The following is a 15,219-nucleotide window of genomic DNA, read 5'->3' as shown; positions in this document are numbered from 1 at the left end:
ATATCCACGAGAATATGTAACAAAAGATGTTTTCAGTAAGTGTTTGTCCGAGTTGTTGCGCCGCACTCATGCCAGCATTATGGAAATCAGCACCGAGAAGTAATGCGCGTCAGGAGATCGCCATGCTGTTCAATGAATTCCGCCGCTTCGTCGCCCGTCTCATCCAATCGCACACAAAGACAATTCCCGCGCAATCCGAGTCGGTCGACTCGTCCCCCTCGGCCTTCGAGTTCGATCCGATGTGGCATGGGGACCACTGGCAAAACCTGCTCTCGTCCCCCATGGATGCGCGTCGCTACGTGATGGAAGATTGGAGCGTATCGGCGGCAACCGACTGGAGCGATGTGGATGGTGCGGCGCCGGCGCACTGACTAACGCCCGCGGATCAGCAACCGGCAGGCAAAAAAAAAGCGCGACTGGGAAGTCGCGCCGACAAAGGTTTGGAGATCTTTTTCGTCAACGAAAAAGTCTGCTTCGGAAAGCAGAGATTTCAGTATAACGGTTTGGTCGAAAACGATTATTCACATAATCGACAACCATCTATTGCTATAGCGACAACAATCCTTTTTTACGATTTATTGCGTTGTTTTTTTGCATCGATTACTGTAGCGAATGTGCAACGCGATTCAGTTGACTCATCTTCTCACGCCCCCTCAATAACGCCGCGAGCCTTTATCAGCAAGGCTTAAACGGTATTCGTATATCGTTTCATATCCAGTAATACTTTATTGCGAAAATCGGAACATCCGCTTTGCGAGCGTCTCTCTACACTCTGCGTAACCGGAAACCGGCGCGCGTGGCGTACAGCGCGCTTCTCATGCGGATTTCGCCTCTCGCAGCGCCCGCGTGATGGTCTCCTTAAGCCTGGGTTCAACGCCCACTCTAGCTCTCGGAGTTACAAGATGAAAAAGACTCTCATGGTCGCGGCCCTCACGGGCGTTTTTGCAACGGCAGCACATGCCCAAAGCAGCGTCACGCTGTATGGCTTGATCGACGCCGGCATCACCTATACCAATAACCAGCACGGCCACAGCAACTGGCAAGAAACGAGCGGCTCGGTGAACGGCAGCCGTTGGGGCCTGCGTGGTTCTGAGGATCTCGGTGGCGGTCTCAAGGCCATCTTCACGTTGGAAAACGGCTTCGGCATCAATGACGGCACGCTGAAACAAGGTGGCCGCGAATTCGGCCGTCAAGCGTTCGTCGGTTTGACGAGCGACCAGTTCGGCGCCGTGACCCTCGGTCGTCAATACGACAGCATGGTCGACTACGTGGGCCCGCTGGCACTGACCGGCACGCAATACGGCGGCACGCAGTTCGCGCACCCGTTCGATAACGACAACCTGAACAACTCGTTCCGCGTCAACAACTCGGTCAAGTACCAGAGCGTGAACTACGGCGGCTTCAAGTTCGGCGGCATGTACGGTTTCTCGAACCAGGCTGACGGCTTCGCCAACAACCGTGCGTACAGCGCGGGCGCATCGTATAACTGGGGCGGCCTGAACCTCGCTGCTGCTTACCTGCAACTGAACAGCAACGGCGCAACTGGCGCAGCTGCAGCGTTCAATTCGGGCGGCGCAGTGTCGAGCGACAACACCTTCTTTGCTGCTCGCCAGCAAACGTGGGGCGCAGGTGCTAACTATGCATTCGGCCCGGCTACTGTCGGCCTCGTGTACTCGCAAACGAATCTGTCGGGTCTGGCCGGCATCGGTGCAGGCGCATCGGGTCAATCGGCCGGTATCGGTGGCTTCGGCGGCAGCAGCGCGCACTTCCAGAACTTCGAAGCTAACGCTCGCTACGCGCTGACGCCGGCAGTGAGCATCGCCGGTTCGTACACGTACACCCGTGCAAGCCTGGCCGGCACGCGTCCGCACTGGAACCAGTTCAACCTGCAAACCGCGTATGCGCTGTCCAAGCGTACGGACGTGTACCTGCAAGGCGAATACCAGCAAGTCAACGAAAACGCCATCGTCGATGCCGACATCAACGGTCTGGGCGCTTCGAACAACAACAAGCAAATCGCTGTGACCGCAGGTCTGCGTCACCGCTTCTAAAGCAGCTGGCAACACCTGCAGTATCGAAGGCGCCGTTCGCGGCGCCTTTTTTTATGCTGCAGCGCCGCCGGTATCGGGCGGGGGATACTTGACGTCCAGGATGTCGATCGGCTGTGGGCCGGCCGGCGTGTACAACGTCACCGTATCGCCGATTTTGGCCTTGAGCAGCGCCCGCGCGATCGGCGAGATCCAGCTCACGTGGCCGACATCCAGATCAACCTCATCGACGCCGACAATCGTCAGGGAATGCACCTCGCCATCTTCCGTCGCATATTCGACGGTCGCGCCGAAGAAAACCTGATCGACGTTTTCCTGTTTGCTGCTGTCGACGATTTCAGCGATGTCGAGGCGCTTGGTCAGAAAGCGAATCCGCCGATCAATTTCTCGCAAACGGCGCTTGCCATAGATGTAGTCGCCGTTTTCCGAGCGGTCGCCGTTCGAGGCCGCCCACGACACCAGTCTGACCACCTCCGGCCGCTCGACATCGATCAGATGCAGCAGTTCGTCGCGCATCCGCCGGTAACCGGCAGGCGTGATGTAGTTTTTCGTACCCGGGGGGATTTCGGGCTGGGCGACGTCGAGATCGTCGTCATTCTCTTCGCTCGACTCTTTGACAAAGGCCTTGTTCATGATGGTCCGTTAACTGCAGCAAGCGACTGCCTATCAAGGGTACACGATCGGGGCAATGAGACAAATCGCAGTTACATGCTTCCCTTTTTGAAAACCTTTGCTATAATCTCGTTTCTGCGTGCGGCTGTAGCTCAGTTGGATAGAGTACTTGGCTACGAACCAAGGGGTCGTGGGTTCGAATCCTGCCAGCCGCACCACTTATTCGAGGGCCTCCCTCCGGGGAGGCCCTTACGTTTTACCGAGCCTCATTGCAGTATCATCGCATTTAGCGTCACCCGTTTCGCGTGCGGCTGTAGCTCAGTTGGATAGAGTACTTGGCTACGAACCAAGGGGTCGTGGGTTCGAATCCTGCCAGCCGCACCACCTATGAAGGGCCTTCCGATCGGAAGGCCCTTTGTTTTTGCGTGACCGGTTCCGCTTCAACCGGTCCACCCTGCCGCGGCCTCTCAGGCCTTGGCAGCGTCACCGCAGCTATCGCGGTATCGACTGAATATCACCGATCTGCCCATCGGGACTCGGCACATCCGCGAACGGCCTGTCCGCCGATTCCTCGCCGATCAGCACCGCGCGCTCGCCAGTCACAGCCTGCGCCTGCCGCAATACCTCGTCCACACTAGCGCCGAAACGGCTTTCAACAAACGCCCGCAGCAGCGCGATCCGCAACGAATCTCCCCGCCCTTCCACGGTTCGATGGCCGCCTTCGAACTCCGCGATGCAATGTGCCGCGCCATGCTCCTCGGTCCGCTCACGCACCTCCAGCCGTTGTGCGCGCTCCAGTACCGCAGCGGCAGCTTCCCATGACGAGGACGGCGTAAAGCGGCCATCCCACGGGCGGCCGCGGTCATTGCCTCGGATCGAAACGGTTTCGCCGCTGTCGGTAAAGTAGATTTCGCGCACGAAGTCGTGCAGGCTGCGGGCCACCCAATAATCGAGCGCCACGCCGGTGAGGTCAGCTACGTTCATAAGCGTTCTCCCTGAAGTTCCGGCGAGACTCGCTGGCTGGCAGGTGGGTTCAGATTCGAACGAAGGCCGCCTGATGTCGCCCGAGACGAGCAAACGTCCGAATGTGTAGTCGAGCAGACCCAGCCAGCCGTCAGATCAGTAATCCGCGCGCTCGCGGTCGATCCGCATCCCGCCGTCATGGCGGTGATGCCCGTCCTCGCTCGGCCGTTCGCGCGCAATACGCATCACGTCAGGATTCGTACGCACGCGGCGCATGACGTTGGCGAGATGGACGCGATCGCTGACCTGAATCACGAAGCGCAGCACCGTGGATTCCTGCGACAGGTCTTCGTCCATCGCGATGTGGACGATGTTCGCATCCGCCGATGTGATGTCGGCCGCCACGCGGGCAAATACGCCCTTGGTGTTCTTGACCAGCACCTTCACCGCGACGTCGAACAGACGCCCCGGCTGCGGCGCCCACGCCACATCGATCCAACGGCCCGGATCGCGGCGGTGGATACGCTGCGCAACGCGGCAGTCCGTGGTGTGGATCGCCATGCCGAGGCCGATACCGATGTAGCCCATGATGTCGTCGCCCGGAATCGGACGGCAGCACGCGGACAGTTGCACCGACATGCCTTCGGTACCGGTGATCACGACCGGCGGCGCATGCGAGGTTGTGCCGTCGCGCGAGCCATCGTCGTCCGCATCGCGGCCGCTCATCAGCACTTCGATACGCTTGGCCATGACCGCGGCGACACGGCGGCCGAGGCCGATATCCGCGAAGATTTCCTGACGGTTCTTGTTGCCCGTCCACTGCACCAGCTTTTCCCACGCCTCAGGCGTGACGTCTGACAACGCCAACCCATAGCCCTTCAGCGCCTGGTCGACGAGACGCTCGCCGAGCTGTACGGACTCGTTCAGACGCATGGTCTTCAGGTAGTGGCGGATCGCCGAACGCGCCTTGCCGGTGCGCACGAATCCCAGCCACGCCGGATTCGGCTTCGAATAGGGCGCCGTAATGACTTCGACGATATCGCCGCTCTTCAGCTCAGTGCGCAGCGGCAGCAGTTCGTTGTTGATCTTCACTGCGACGCACTGGTTGCCGAGGTCGCTGTGGATCGAATACGCGAAGTCGAGTGCGGTGGCGCCGCGCGGCAGCGCCATGATCTTCGACTTCGGCGTAAACACGTAGACCGCATCCGGGAACAGATCGATCTTGACGTGTTCGAGGAATTCGCTCGAATCGCCCGCTTCGCTCTGAATGTCGAGCAACGACTTCAGCCACTGGTGCGCGCGCTTTTGCACATCGTTCAGATCCGCGCCGCCGTTCTTGTACAGCCAGTGCGCGGCAACGCCCGCTTCGGCGATCTCGTGCATCTTGCGCGTGCGCACCTGGAACTCGATCGGCGCGCCGAACGGGCCGACCAGCGTGGTGTGCAGCGACTGATAGCCGTTCACCTTCGGGATCGCGATGTAATCCTTGAACTTGCCCGGCACCGGCTTGTAGAGCGCGTGCAGCGCGCCGATGCAGGTGTAGCACTCAAGCGCACTTTCGACCACCACGCGGAAGCCGTACACGTCGAGCACCTGCGAGAACGACAACTGCTTGTCGCGCATCTTCTTATAGATACTGAAGATGGTTTTCTCGCGACCGGTGACTTCGGCGTCGAGCTTCGCGTCGGCAATCGCGCGCTGCACCGACTCCAGAATCTTGCCGACCACTTCGCGCCGGTTGCCGCGCGCGGCCTTGACGGCTTTTTCGAGCGTGGCGTAGCGATGCGGGTTGAAGTTCGCGAAGCTCAGGTCCTGTAGCTCGCGATAAGTATTGTTCAGGCCAAGCCGGTGGGCGATCGGCGCGTAGATATCCAGCGTTTCGCGAGCCACGCGGCGGCGCTTTTCGTGCGGCACCGCACCCAGCGTGCGCATGTTGTGCAGCCGGTCGGCAAGCTTGACCAGAATCACGCGGACGTCGCGCGCCATCGCGAGGAGCATCTTGCGGAAGTTTTCCGCCTGCGCCTCTTCGCGATTGCGAAACTCCATCTTGTCCAGCTTCGACAAGCCGTCCACCAGTTCCGCGACCTTCGCGCCGAATCGCTCGGCGAGTTCGGCCTTGGTCACGCCCTGGTCTTCCATCACATCATGCAGCAGCGCCGCCATGATCGACTGGGCGTCGAGATTCCAGCCGGCGCAGATTTCCGCGACGGCAACAGGATGGGTGATGTAGGGCTCGCCGCTCTGGCGATACTGGCCAAGGTGGGCTTCGTCGCTGAAATGGAACGCCGCCTTGATGTCCTTGATTTCTTCCGGTTGCAGATAACCGGACAGAACGCCTGTCAGTTTGGCGATCGAAACGACGTCATGCCGGCGCGGTTGCTCCGGCGTGGCGGTCGGCCCGAACAGATGGCGAAACGACTGTTCGAGGACCGCGTCGATGTACTTCCGTGCAGACGAGGGCGAATCGGCGTCGTGTTCCACTTCCGTGGCGGTGGGCGGGGTAGTACTCAATTTCGCCTCCGTAGCGGTTAGGGTTGGACGCCGGTCTGTACGTTGATGCAATTACATGGCACGTGGGCAATCGAAAACGGAAGGGCGCGCCTTAGACAGGCACCTTCTTCAACATTTCGACGCCAACCTGGCCAGCTGCGATTTCGCGCAATGCGACGACCGTGGGCTTGTCGCGGCTTTCGATCTTCGGCGTGTGACCTTGTGCGAGCTGACGCGCGCGATAGGTCGCGGCAAGCGCGAGTTCGAAACGGTTCGGAATCTGTTTGAGGCAGTCTTCGACGGTAATGCGGGCCATGTTGGGTTCCTTCTTTCCAGAAAACGCTGGGCCGCCCCAAGTCTTCTTGTTGCCCTCGGGGGGCCTGGCGCGAAGCGGCAGGTCTGGGGGCGTTAATTGATGTTGCTTATTCTACCTTATGTGCTCGACATGCCGCCGCGTTCACGCGTGTGGCAGATGAATGCCGAGCTGCACGAAAAGCTGCGTGTGGCGCGCGTATTGCGACGCGAAGCGCGAACGCGTCGCCGCCACGAGGCAGCGCAGTTCGCCGAGCGCGCGATCGAAGTTGTCGTTGATCACGACGTACTCCGCTTCGGCCGCGTGCGCCATCTCGCTGCCGGCTGCGAGCAGACGGCGCGTGATCACGTTCGGCTCGTCCTGGCCGCGCTTTTTCAAACGCTCTTCGAGCGCATCCAGCGACGGCGGCAAGATGAAAATTTCAACGGCGTTGTGAAACTGTTTCTTCACTTGCTGCGCGCCTTGCCAGTCGATTTCGAGCAGCACGTCATGGCCGCTTTTCATCTGCTCTTCAATCCATACGCGCGAAGTCGCGTAGTAGTTGCCGTGCACTTCCGCGCTTTCCAGAAACTCGCCGGCCGCGTGACGCGTGAGGAAATCGTCGACCGTCGTGAAGTGATAGTGCTCGCCGTCCTGCTCCTTCGGGCGCGGCGGGCGCGTCGTGTACGAAATCGACAGACGGATCGCGTCGTCGCCGGCGAGCAGCGCGTTCACGAGCGTCGACTTGCCCGCGCCCGAAGGCGCGACCACCATGAACAGGTTGCCGGGATAAGCACCGGCGTAAGGGTTGCGCGGTGCGCTGTGCTCGCGTGTGTGGTCGGTCATGTTCGTTGTGCTCCAGCTTTATTCCAGATTCTGTACTTGCTCGCGCATCTGTTCGATGAGCAGCTTCAGGGTCATCGACGAATCGGCCAACTCCTTCGCCGCCGCCTTCGAGCCGAGCGTGTTCGCTTCGCGATTCAGTTCCTGCATCATGAAGTCGAGCCGCTTGCCGACCTTGCCGCCCTTCTCGATCACGTGACGCGTTTCGTTCAGGTGAGCCGTGAGGCGCGACAGTTCTTCGGCGATGTCGATGCGGATGCCGTACATCGTCACTTCCTGGCGAATCCGTTCGTTGATTTCTTCGCGCGAGACGCTCGTTGCCGCCGTGTCGGGCGCGGCGATGCCCAGCGCTTCCTGCAGACGTTCGACGATCTTCTGCTGATGCTTGGCGATCAGTTCCGGCACGAGCGGCGTGATCTTCGTGACGATCGCTTCCATCTCGGTGACGTTGGCGAGCAGCACCGCCGCCAGTTGCGCGCCTTCACGGGCACGCACGTCGATCAGATCGGTAATCGCCTGCTTGCCGCATGCGAGCACCGCATCGCGCAGCACGTCCGGCGCCACGCCGGTTTCAGCCAGCACGCCCGGCCAGCGCAGAATTTCTCCGGTGCGCAGACGCCCTGCTTCCGGGAACGTCGACAACACCGTGCGCTCGAGCAGCGCGAGCTGCGTCAGCGCATCGCGATTGACCGAGCCCGCGTTAGCCGACTGTTCGCTGCGTTGCAGGTTGATACGGATGTCGACCTTGCCGCGCGAGAGCTTGTTCATCAGCATTTCGCGCAACGTCGGTTCGCAGACGCGCACGTCTTCCGGCATCCGGAAGTTCAGATCGAGAAAGCGCGAGTTCACCGTGCGCAGTTCGACCGATACGCTCACGCCGCCTGTGCCTGAGGCCGGGACGAGTTCGCGCGTGGCGCTCGCATAGCCAGTCATGCTGTAGATCATCGTATTTCTCGCGATTGTGGCCATGCGTTTGACGATGGCCGGAGAGTCGAATCGCCCGGCGTGTACGAGACGCGGGGCGGAGAATCCGCATTATCCCATCTTTACCGACGAGACCGCTTCGTACACGAACAGCAGCCGGGCAACGCGGGCACCGCCATGCGCGACGTGCCACCCCCGCGCAAAGCCCCGGCCCATGCGGGCGGCCGTCCGATCGACAGGCCGCGCCGCGCCCGACGCGATCGGCGGTAAAATCGCGGTTTCCCTCCTGCTCTTCTTCCAGACCAATCCCAACATGACCGACAACACCCAACGCCCCAGCGGCCGCCAGGCCAATCAGCTGCGCGACGTGCGCATCACGCGCCACTACACGAAGCATGCGGAGGGCTCGGTGCTGGTCGAATTCGGCGACACCAAGGTCATCTGCACGGCGAGCATCGCCGAGAGCGTGCCGTCGTTCCTGCGCGATCGCGGCCAGGGCTGGCTGACCGCCGAATACGGCATGCTGCCGCGCGCCACGCACACCCGCAGCGACCGCGAAGCCGCCCGTGGCAAGCAAACCGGCCGCACCCAGGAAATCCAGCGCCTGATCGGTCGCGCCCTGCGCTCGGTGTTCGATCTCGAGAAGCTCGGCGCGCGCACGCTGCATATCGATTGCGACGTCATCCAAGCCGACGGCGGCACGCGTACGGCCAGCATCACGGGCGCATTCGTGGCGGCGCACGACGCGGTGGCCAAATTGCTCGCTACGGGCCGCATCGAAAGCTCGCCGATTACCGATTACGTCGCGGCGATCTCGGTCGGCGTGTACGACGGTCTGCCGGTGCTGGATCTCGACTACGACGAAGATTCGCAATGCGACACCGACATGAATGTGGTGATGACGGGCGCGGGCGGCTTCGTCGAAATCCAGGGCACGGCCGAAGGCGTGCCTTTCTCGCGCGACGAAATGAATTCGCTGCTCGATCTGGCGAGCGACGGCATCAACACGCTGATCGCGAAGCAGAAAGCAGCGCTGGAGCAAAAGAGTGAGTGAAGTTCGTCAAGGCAGCGGCGCGGTTGCGTCTGACTCGCCGTTGAAGAAAGTCGTCCTGGCGTCGAACAACGCGGGCAAGCTGCGCGAGTTCGCGGCGCTGCTCGGCGCGGCCGGCATCGAATTGATTCCGCAAGGCGAGTTGAACGTGCCGGAAGCGGAAGAACCGTATCCGACTTTCGTCGAAAACGCGCTGACCAAGGCGCGTCACGCGGCGAAGCTCACCGGCCTGCCCGCCCTCGCCGACGATTCCGGCTTGTGCGTGCGCGCACTGCGCGGCGCACCCGGCGTTTATTCGGCGCGCTACGCGCAACTCGCCGGCGGCGAAAAGAGCGATGCGGCAAACAACGCACAGCTCGTTTCAGCCTTGCAAGGCGAAACCGATCGGCGCGCGTATTACTACTGCGTGCTGGCGCTTGTGCGTCATGCGGAAGATCCCGAACCGCTGATCGCAGAAGGCCGCTGGCATGGCGAAATGCTGGATGCGCCGCGCGGCGCGCATGGCTTCGGCTACGACCCGTACTTCTTCCTGCCGTCGCTAAATGCAAGCGCCGCGGAACTCGAACCGGCGGTAAAGAACGCCAGCAGCCATCGCGCGATTGCCTTGCGTCACCTGCTCGCGCGTTTGACGGAGGAAGCGTGATTCCGATCAAACCGGCGCCTGCCGATATCGGCAACGGCGTCATCAAGGCCTTCACGTCGCCGGGCAGCATTCGCCTGACGTCGTTGCCGCCCCTGGCGTTGTACGTGCACTTTCCCTGGTGCGTGCGCAAATGTCCGTACTGCGATTTCAACTCGCACGAATGGAAAGGCGACACGTTTCCGGAGACCGAGTATCTCGACGCGCTGCGCGCCGATCTCGAGATGGCGTTGCCGCTCGTGTGGGGGCGCCAGGTGCATACGGTGTTCATCGGCGGCGGCACGCCCAGCTTGCTGTCGGCGGCCGGACTCGACCGCATGCTGTCCGACGTGCGTGCGCTGCTGCCGCTCGACGCCGACGCGGAAATCACGCTCGAAGCCAACCCGGGTACGTTCGAAGCGGCCAAGTTCGCGCAGTTTCGCGCGAGCGGCGTGAATCGCCTGTCGGTGGGCATCCAGAGTTTCAATGAAGCGCATCTGAAGGCGCTCGGCCGGATTCACGACGCGACGCAGGCCCGCCACGCAGTCGAAGTGGCCGCAAACACCTTCGACAACTTCAACCTCGATCTGATGTTCGCGCTGCCGCAGCAGACGCTCGCAGAGTGTCAGGCCGATGTGGAGACGGCGTTGTCGTTCGCGCCGCCGCATTTGTCGCTGTATCACCTCACGCTGGAACCGAACACGCTGTTTGCAAAATTCCCGCCCGCGCTCCCCGACGACGATGCGTCCGCCGACATGCAGGACTGGATTCACGAACGCACGACGGCCGCCGGTTACGAACGCTACGAAGTGTCCGCGTATGCGCAGCCGCATCGGCAGAGCAAGCACAATCTGAACTACTGGCGCTTCGGCGACTACCTCGGCATCGGCGCGGGCGCGCATACCAAACTGTCGTTTCCGAACCGCGTGCTGCGTCAGGTGCGCTACAAGCATCCCACTACTTTCATCGAGCGGGCATTGGCCGGCACGGCAGTGCAGGAAGAGAATGAGGTCGGGCCGCGCGATCTGCCGTTCGAATTCATGCTGAACGCGCTGCGGCTGGTGGAAGGGTTCCCCGTACATCGCTTTATCGAGCGCACCGGCCTCTCAATGACCTCCATCGAACCGGCTTTGCAGGAGGCGGAACGGCGCAAGCTGATTACGCGCGACCACGAAAAGATCGCACCGACGCCGCTTGGCCAGGCCTTCCTGAATGATCTGCAGGCACTGTTTCTGAAAGATCCGCAGTGATTGCAGCCCCGTCGAGCGCCGCAACGAGGATTTTTCAGGTTACAATTTAGGGCTTGGAGGTGTGGCCGAGCGGTTTAAGGCACCGGTCTTGAAAACCGGCGAAGGAGTGATCCTTCCGTGAGTTCGAATCTCACCGCCTCCGCCAGACAATCAATGAATACGGGCCTATCGGCCCGTTTTTCATTTCTGCACATCAAAGAACCCGCCAATCAGCGAATGCGCAACGTGTCGAACGGGTAAGCAACTGTAAATAAAACCCGCTAGCACCGCGGCTGCGTAATTTGCCGTCACAAGCCAGGCCGAACGAATGCTGCGCCCGGCTCCTCCAACTCATGAAGAGGGAGGAACCATGCTCAAGTTACTGTTAACGATAGGTTTCGCAGTGGGCCTTACCGGGTGTGTCGTCGCACCGCCCTATGGCTACGCCCCGGCATACGGATATGCGCCCGGCTACTACGCCGCCCCGAGCGTCAGCGTGGGTGTCGGCGTCGGCGGCTATTACGGTGGCCGCGGGCGGTGGTAATTTCCGGCCGGGCTGATTCCTGGCCAAGGTCGTATCGGTCAATCTCTCGGCAGCACCCGCACTAAGGGGAACCCCTCCCTCAACATCTCGCTCCCATGGTCGATATCAAGACTATCTGTGCCCTCAGCACGCCAGGGAGTTGCTCATGAAAGTCAGTTCTTTAGCCTGTGCACTAATTTGGGTTGCCGCGAGCACGGGCGCATCGTCCGCGCTCGCCGGCGCGTCAACGGCGCTGTCCGACGACGATAGCGCAGCGGTATTCGGCTCGGCCAGGCTGTCGAATCTGCAGGACGTCGGCGGCAGCGCGAAAGTAGGCGCGTCGGCCGCTGCCCTCGGCGCCAATACGCTGAGAGGCGCAAGCGGCAATATCGGCGTGAACGTCTCAGCCGGTGCGCTGAATGCTCAGTCCAATCAGATCATTCTCATCACCACACCGCAAGCCTCGATCAACTCGCAACAGAATGTGCATGCCGTCGCGCAAGTGACCGGCAGCGCCTCCGCCAAACTCGGTGCCGGCTCACTGGCGGCGGTGAGCGGCAATGTCGGCGTGAATATCGCGTCCGGTGTGGGCAATGCGCAGTTCAACGGGCTCATCATTCACTGAGTCGCAACGCCTCGCATCGCAACGAATCAAGCACCGACTTAAACCAGCGCGGTCGCTTCGACCTCGACCTTCAATCCGTAATGCAGGTGCGGAACCGGCACGACGGCCCGCGCCGGCCGTGCCTCACCTGCCCAACGCGCGTAGATCTGATTGAAGCTCGCCCAGTGTTCGACATCGGCGATATAGACGCGCACCTGCACCAGTTGCGCAATGCTGCTGCCGGCGCCTTCGAGCGCGGCTTGAACATTCGCCAACACCTGCTCGGCCTGGACCTCGAACGAGGCGTCAGCAAGCTTCTCGCCCTGTGAGTTGATCGGCAACTGTCCCGAGATGAAAACAAAACCATTCGCAATCGCGACGTGACTGTAATGGCCACCCGGTTTTGCCAAACCAGCGGGATTGTCCGTGTGCGGCAGATGCGTGTCGTGCTGGCTAACAGCCATGAATGCAACTCCAAAGTGGATGGCGCCTTCGCGGCGCGTGACTATGCACGGGACGCTGCGTGCCGCTCATCGCGCACGTCAGACGCGTCACACGCTAAGCGCATCCAGCTTCTCACGCGCATCGGCGCAACGACGATTCAGGTCGCGATGCATCAACTGGCTGTCGAGCAGCGCCGATACATCAGACAAACCGTAATCAAAGCGCAAGACGTATTCGATGTCTGTGTAATCGTGATAGGCGCCGCTGTCTGCCAGCTTCTGCGCTTCAGCGAAAGCGGCATGTTGCCGTTCGCCATTCATCAAATCTCTGATCGCCATGATTGCCGCTCCGAGGAACAGTGACTCCATCATAGCAACGCAAATCAAAACGCACGGTCGCGCGCACGCAACACCTGGTGTTTTCCGTAGACACGTTGTTCGCGCAGGACGAAGAAGCAGGCAGGCCGCGCGTTTCGGCTAAGGAACAATGATCCGCGTCCGGCGAAGAATGCCTGCTTGCGATGCCATCAAACAGCAGCGACAGGTACCTTCATCCCGTGCCATTTGACTACCAGAATCCGCCCGACGTAACACAGCACGCCCGCGACGCCCACGACGATTCCCATGCCCTTGGGCGAGCCGTCCTGCCAGAGTCCGACAGCGAGGCTCGCCAACGCGCCGAGCGCCAGCTGCACCGCGCCGAACACGGCCGCTGCGGCGCCGGCATTCAACGGATACCGATGCATAAGATCGGTCGTGCAGTTAGCGGACAACAACCCCACTACGCCAACCACGAAGAACAAACCGAAGACGATCGACCACAACCCGCCCCACCCCGTCAGCGAGACGAGACAGACGAACAGGGACGCGATGCAACTCACGGTCGCGGCGAACGAAATGATCGGCAGCGAACCGAGCCGGCCGACGAGACGTGTATTCATCAGATTGCCGAACATGATGCCGACGATATTCAGCGCGAACAGAAAGCCATAGTGCTGCGCCGATACATGGAAATATTCGATGTACACGAACGGCGTCGCGGTGATGTACGCGAACATCGACGCGAACGCCATGCCGCCGCACAGCATGTGCCCCCACGCGACCGGGTCGCGCAGCAATTTTCCATAGGCGCCGAACGATTTCAGCAGCGCTGAATGCGCCCGCTTTTCGGGCGGCCACGTTTCCGGCACCTTGAGGAATGCGGTCACGGCGCACACCGTACCGAACAGCGTCAGCACGATAAAGACGACACGCCAGCCGCCGAGCAACAGCAACTGCCCGCCGATCAACGGCGCGAGCAACGGCCCGATCGACGTGACGATGGCGAGCATCGACAGCACGCGCGCGGCATCGGTCGGCCCGTGCGCGTCGCGAGCGATCGCGCGCGCCAGCACCGAGGCCGCGCCCGCACCGAGCGCCTGCACGAAGCGGAATATCACCAGCGATCCGATCGAAAACGACAGCGCACAGGCCACGCTTGCCAGCGCATACATGATGATGCCGCCGAGCAGCACGGGCCGGCGGCCATAGGTATCCGACAGCGGACCATAGAGCAGCATGCCGATCGAAAAGCCGAACATGAAGCTGGTGAGCGTGGTTTGCGCGGCGCCGTTGCTGATGGCGAATGCCTGCGAGATAGTCGGCAGGCTCGGCAAATACATATCGATCGAAATCGGCCCGCATGCGGCAAGCGCACCGAGCAACAGAATCAGCCGGCCATCGGGCCGGCTTCGGGTGACGTGAGACATGGGAATCCAGATGAAGCGCCGCGCCTTTGTCGGCAGCGAAACGCGGTGAAACAGGGAAAGCAGCAACTTGACGACCTCGATTGTACGCGACAGCCAAACCGTCCGAGGCGTCCAGGTCCGAATCAGCACAGGCCCTTCATGCCCCGCGACAAGCGCGCCGGCGATCGGTTAAGCTGCCGCCAGAACGCTTCGGGGCGTGACACAAACCTGTCCGCTACGCCCTCCACACTGCCTTGTTCCGACCTTTTGTCATGACTGCCTTCCTGTTGATCTGGAGCCCCAAGAAATGGCCGTGGCCCGAGCTGCCCGACGTGGCGAAGCGTGTCGCCGCAGGCGTAGCGGTGGCTGATGTCTGGGGTTGCGGATTTGCCCGCAGCATCCTGCCGGGCGACCGCGTGTTTCTGCACCGTGTCGCGCGGGAACCCAAGGGCATTTTCGGCTCGGGCTACGTAACGCGCGCGCCGTACGTGGTCCCCGACCCGGAGACGAAGCGCGGCTACCGGTTGTGCATCGACTTCGTCTACGACTGGGTGGTCGACGCCCACGAGGGTGTCGTGATTCCACGCGAGATGCTGCGTGCGCATCCGTTTTCGGTGCAGACATGGGACGCGCAGAGTTCGGGCACCGTGATCAAGCCCATGGCGGAAGGTGCGCTGGAGAAGCGCTGGGCCGAGCTCACGGGCAAACGCAAGCGGCCAAAGCTCGACACATCCGCCGGCCTGGGCATACCCAGAACCTCTTCACGCTGACTCCGGTACAATTTCTGTACTCATCCCAACGCCGCGCCAGCCGCCTCCAGGCTACCCGCGCCGCTGCGCAACCCAATTTCC

At 61.5% G+C, this 15,219-nt stretch carries 16 protein-coding genes and 3 tRNA genes; 10 read left to right on the top strand and 9 right to left on the bottom strand.

Annotated elements, in window-relative coordinates:
• Window positions 1–122: 122 nt before the first annotated feature.
• Window positions 123–371: a hypothetical protein gene (locus tag R8871_RS13725; RefSeq protein ID WP_175050955.1), complete on the top strand. Its 249-nt coding sequence runs from the start codon at window positions 123–125 to the stop codon at window positions 369–371.
• Window positions 372–902: 531 nt separating this feature from the next.
• Window positions 903–2,051, top strand: a complete 1,149-nt coding sequence (locus R8871_RS13720; protein WP_175050954.1) for a porin — start codon at window positions 903–905, stop codon at window positions 2,049–2,051.
• A 51-nt stretch (window positions 2,052–2,102) separates the two neighbouring features.
• On the opposite strand, the gene greB is transcribed toward R8871_RS13720, so the two are convergent.
• On the bottom strand, window positions 2,103–2,681 hold the full coding sequence (gene greB / locus R8871_RS13715) for a transcription elongation factor GreB (protein WP_175050953.1): 579 nt from the start codon (window positions 2,679–2,681) through the stop codon (window positions 2,103–2,105).
• Between the two features lie 120 nt (window positions 2,682–2,801).
• Here greB and R8871_RS13710 point away from each other — a divergent pair.
• Both R8871_RS13710 and R8871_RS13705 read left to right on the top strand, forming a co-directional pair.
• Window positions 2,802–2,878, top strand: a tRNA-Arg gene (locus R8871_RS13710).
• Window positions 2,879–2,967: 89 nt separating this feature from the next.
• Window positions 2,968–3,044 (top strand) — tRNA-Arg (locus tag R8871_RS13705).
• Window positions 3,045–3,152: 108 nt separating this feature from the next.
• On the opposite strand, the gene R8871_RS13700 is transcribed toward R8871_RS13705, so the two are convergent.
• The 5 genes from R8871_RS13700 to R8871_RS13680 all read right to left on the bottom strand — a co-directional run bounded on the left by R8871_RS13700 (window position 3,153) and on the right by R8871_RS13680 (window position 8,193).
• Window positions 3,153–3,644, bottom strand: coding sequence for a phage protein NinX family protein (locus R8871_RS13700; protein ID WP_175050952.1), 492 nt, complete (start codon window positions 3,642–3,644; stop codon window positions 3,153–3,155).
• A 135-nt stretch (window positions 3,645–3,779) separates the two neighbouring features.
• Entirely contained in the window at window positions 3,780–6,134 is a 2,355-nt protein-coding gene (locus R8871_RS13695; protein ID WP_175050951.1) for a RelA/SpoT family protein, read from the bottom strand.
• 91 nt (window positions 6,135–6,225) lie between these two features.
• On the bottom strand, window positions 6,226–6,429 hold the full coding sequence (gene rpoZ, locus R8871_RS13690) for a DNA-directed RNA polymerase subunit omega (RefSeq protein ID WP_006025620.1): 204 nt from the start codon (window positions 6,427–6,429) through the stop codon (window positions 6,226–6,228).
• Window positions 6,430–6,570: 141 nt separating this feature from the next.
• The gene (gene gmk / locus R8871_RS13685) at window positions 6,571–7,251 is read right to left on the bottom strand and encodes a guanylate kinase (RefSeq protein WP_175050950.1); all 681 of its coding nucleotides are present in this window, start codon (window positions 7,249–7,251) and stop codon (window positions 6,571–6,573) included.
• 18 nt (window positions 7,252–7,269) lie between these two features.
• The gene (locus R8871_RS13680; RefSeq protein WP_097390147.1) at window positions 7,270–8,193 is read right to left on the bottom strand and encodes a YicC/YloC family endoribonuclease; all 924 of its coding nucleotides are present in this window, start codon (window positions 8,191–8,193) and stop codon (window positions 7,270–7,272) included.
• 292 nt (window positions 8,194–8,485) lie between these two features.
• On the opposite strand from R8871_RS13680, the gene rph reads away from it, so the two are divergent.
• The 5 genes from rph to R8871_RS13655 all read left to right on the top strand — a co-directional run bounded on the left by rph (window position 8,486) and on the right by R8871_RS13655 (window position 12,219).
• Window positions 8,486–9,226, top strand: a complete 741-nt coding sequence (rph, locus tag R8871_RS13675) for a ribonuclease PH (RefSeq protein WP_054037414.1) — start codon at window positions 8,486–8,488, stop codon at window positions 9,224–9,226.
• The gene (rdgB, locus tag R8871_RS13670) at window positions 9,219–9,866 is read left to right on the top strand and encodes an RdgB/HAM1 family non-canonical purine NTP pyrophosphatase (RefSeq protein ID WP_175050949.1); all 648 of its coding nucleotides are present in this window, start codon (window positions 9,219–9,221) and stop codon (window positions 9,864–9,866) included. The genes rph and rdgB overlap by 8 nt, the downstream gene beginning before the upstream one ends.
• Entirely contained in the window at window positions 9,863–11,092 is a 1,230-nt protein-coding gene (gene hemW, locus R8871_RS13665; RefSeq protein WP_175050948.1) for a radical SAM family heme chaperone HemW, read from the top strand. Before rdgB ends, hemW begins: the two co-directional genes overlap by 4 nt.
• A gap of 55 nt (window positions 11,093–11,147) precedes the next feature.
• Window positions 11,148–11,237: transfer RNA gene (locus R8871_RS13660), tRNA-Ser, on the top strand.
• A gap of 523 nt (window positions 11,238–11,760) precedes the next feature.
• The gene (locus tag R8871_RS13655; protein WP_175050947.1) at window positions 11,761–12,219 is read left to right on the top strand and encodes a hypothetical protein; all 459 of its coding nucleotides are present in this window, start codon (window positions 11,761–11,763) and stop codon (window positions 12,217–12,219) included.
• Between the two features lie 38 nt (window positions 12,220–12,257).
• Here R8871_RS13655 and R8871_RS13650 read toward each other — a convergent pair whose 3' ends face one another.
• The 3 genes from R8871_RS13650 to R8871_RS13640 all read right to left on the bottom strand — a co-directional run bounded on the left by R8871_RS13650 (window position 12,258) and on the right by R8871_RS13640 (window position 14,389).
• On the bottom strand, window positions 12,258–12,662 hold the full coding sequence (locus R8871_RS13650) for a RidA family protein (RefSeq protein WP_175050946.1): 405 nt from the start codon (window positions 12,660–12,662) through the stop codon (window positions 12,258–12,260).
• 87 nt (window positions 12,663–12,749) lie between these two features.
• On the bottom strand, window positions 12,750–12,980 hold the full coding sequence (locus R8871_RS13645; RefSeq protein ID WP_054037416.1) for a hypothetical protein: 231 nt from the start codon (window positions 12,978–12,980) through the stop codon (window positions 12,750–12,752).
• Window positions 12,981–13,168: 188 nt separating this feature from the next.
• Entirely contained in the window at window positions 13,169–14,389 is a 1,221-nt protein-coding gene (locus R8871_RS13640; RefSeq protein ID WP_154559923.1) for a Bcr/CflA family multidrug efflux MFS transporter, read from the bottom strand.
• Between the two features lie 251 nt (window positions 14,390–14,640).
• Between R8871_RS13640 and R8871_RS13635 the strand changes: the two genes are divergently transcribed.
• On the top strand, window positions 14,641–15,138 hold the full coding sequence (locus R8871_RS13635) for a hypothetical protein (RefSeq protein ID WP_175050945.1): 498 nt from the start codon (window positions 14,641–14,643) through the stop codon (window positions 15,136–15,138).
• The last annotated feature ends 81 nt before the right edge of the window (window positions 15,139–15,219 follow it).

It is taken from the genome of Paraburkholderia sediminicola, assembly GCF_902859805.1.
GTDB classification, from domain to species: domain Bacteria; phylum Pseudomonadota; class Gammaproteobacteria; order Burkholderiales; family Burkholderiaceae; genus Paraburkholderia; species Paraburkholderia sediminicola.
Note: the sequence above shows the minus strand (reverse complement) of the source record. Positions and strands in the feature narration are given on the sequence as shown.

Excerpts from the sequence above, each read along its gene's own strand:
- R8871_RS13725 (WP_175050955.1), top strand. The coding sequence starts at position 123 with ATGCTGTTCAATGAATTCCGCCGCTTCGTCGCCCGTCTCATCCAATCG.
- R8871_RS13720 (WP_175050954.1), top strand. The coding sequence starts at position 903 with ATGAAAAAGACTCTCATGGTCGCGGCCCTCACGGGCGTTTTTGCAACG.
- greB (WP_175050953.1), bottom strand. The coding sequence starts at position 2,681 with ATGAACAAGGCCTTTGTCAAAGAGTCGAGCGAAGAGAATGACGACGAT.
- R8871_RS13700 (WP_175050952.1), bottom strand. The coding sequence starts at position 3,644 with ATGAACGTAGCTGACCTCACCGGCGTGGCGCTCGATTATTGGGTGGCC.
- rpoZ (WP_006025620.1), bottom strand. The coding sequence starts at position 6,429 with ATGGCCCGCATTACCGTCGAAGACTGCCTCAAACAGATTCCGAACCGT.
- gmk (WP_175050950.1), bottom strand. The coding sequence starts at position 7,251 with ATGACCGACCACACACGCGAGCACAGCGCACCGCGCAACCCTTACGCC.
- R8871_RS13680 (WP_097390147.1), bottom strand. The coding sequence starts at position 8,193 with ATGATCTACAGCATGACTGGCTATGCGAGCGCCACGCGCGAACTCGTC.
- rph (WP_054037414.1), top strand. The coding sequence starts at position 8,486 with ATGACCGACAACACCCAACGCCCCAGCGGCCGCCAGGCCAATCAGCTG.
- R8871_RS13655 (WP_175050947.1), top strand. The coding sequence starts at position 11,761 with ATGAAAGTCAGTTCTTTAGCCTGTGCACTAATTTGGGTTGCCGCGAGC.
- R8871_RS13650 (WP_175050946.1), bottom strand. The coding sequence starts at position 12,662 with ATGGCTGTTAGCCAGCACGACACGCATCTGCCGCACACGGACAATCCC.
- R8871_RS13645 (WP_054037416.1), bottom strand. The coding sequence starts at position 12,980 with ATGGCGATCAGAGATTTGATGAATGGCGAACGGCAACATGCCGCTTTC.
- R8871_RS13640 (WP_154559923.1), bottom strand. The coding sequence starts at position 14,389 with ATGTCTCACGTCACCCGAAGCCGGCCCGATGGCCGGCTGATTCTGTTG.
- R8871_RS13635 (WP_175050945.1), top strand. The coding sequence starts at position 14,641 with ATGACTGCCTTCCTGTTGATCTGGAGCCCCAAGAAATGGCCGTGGCCC.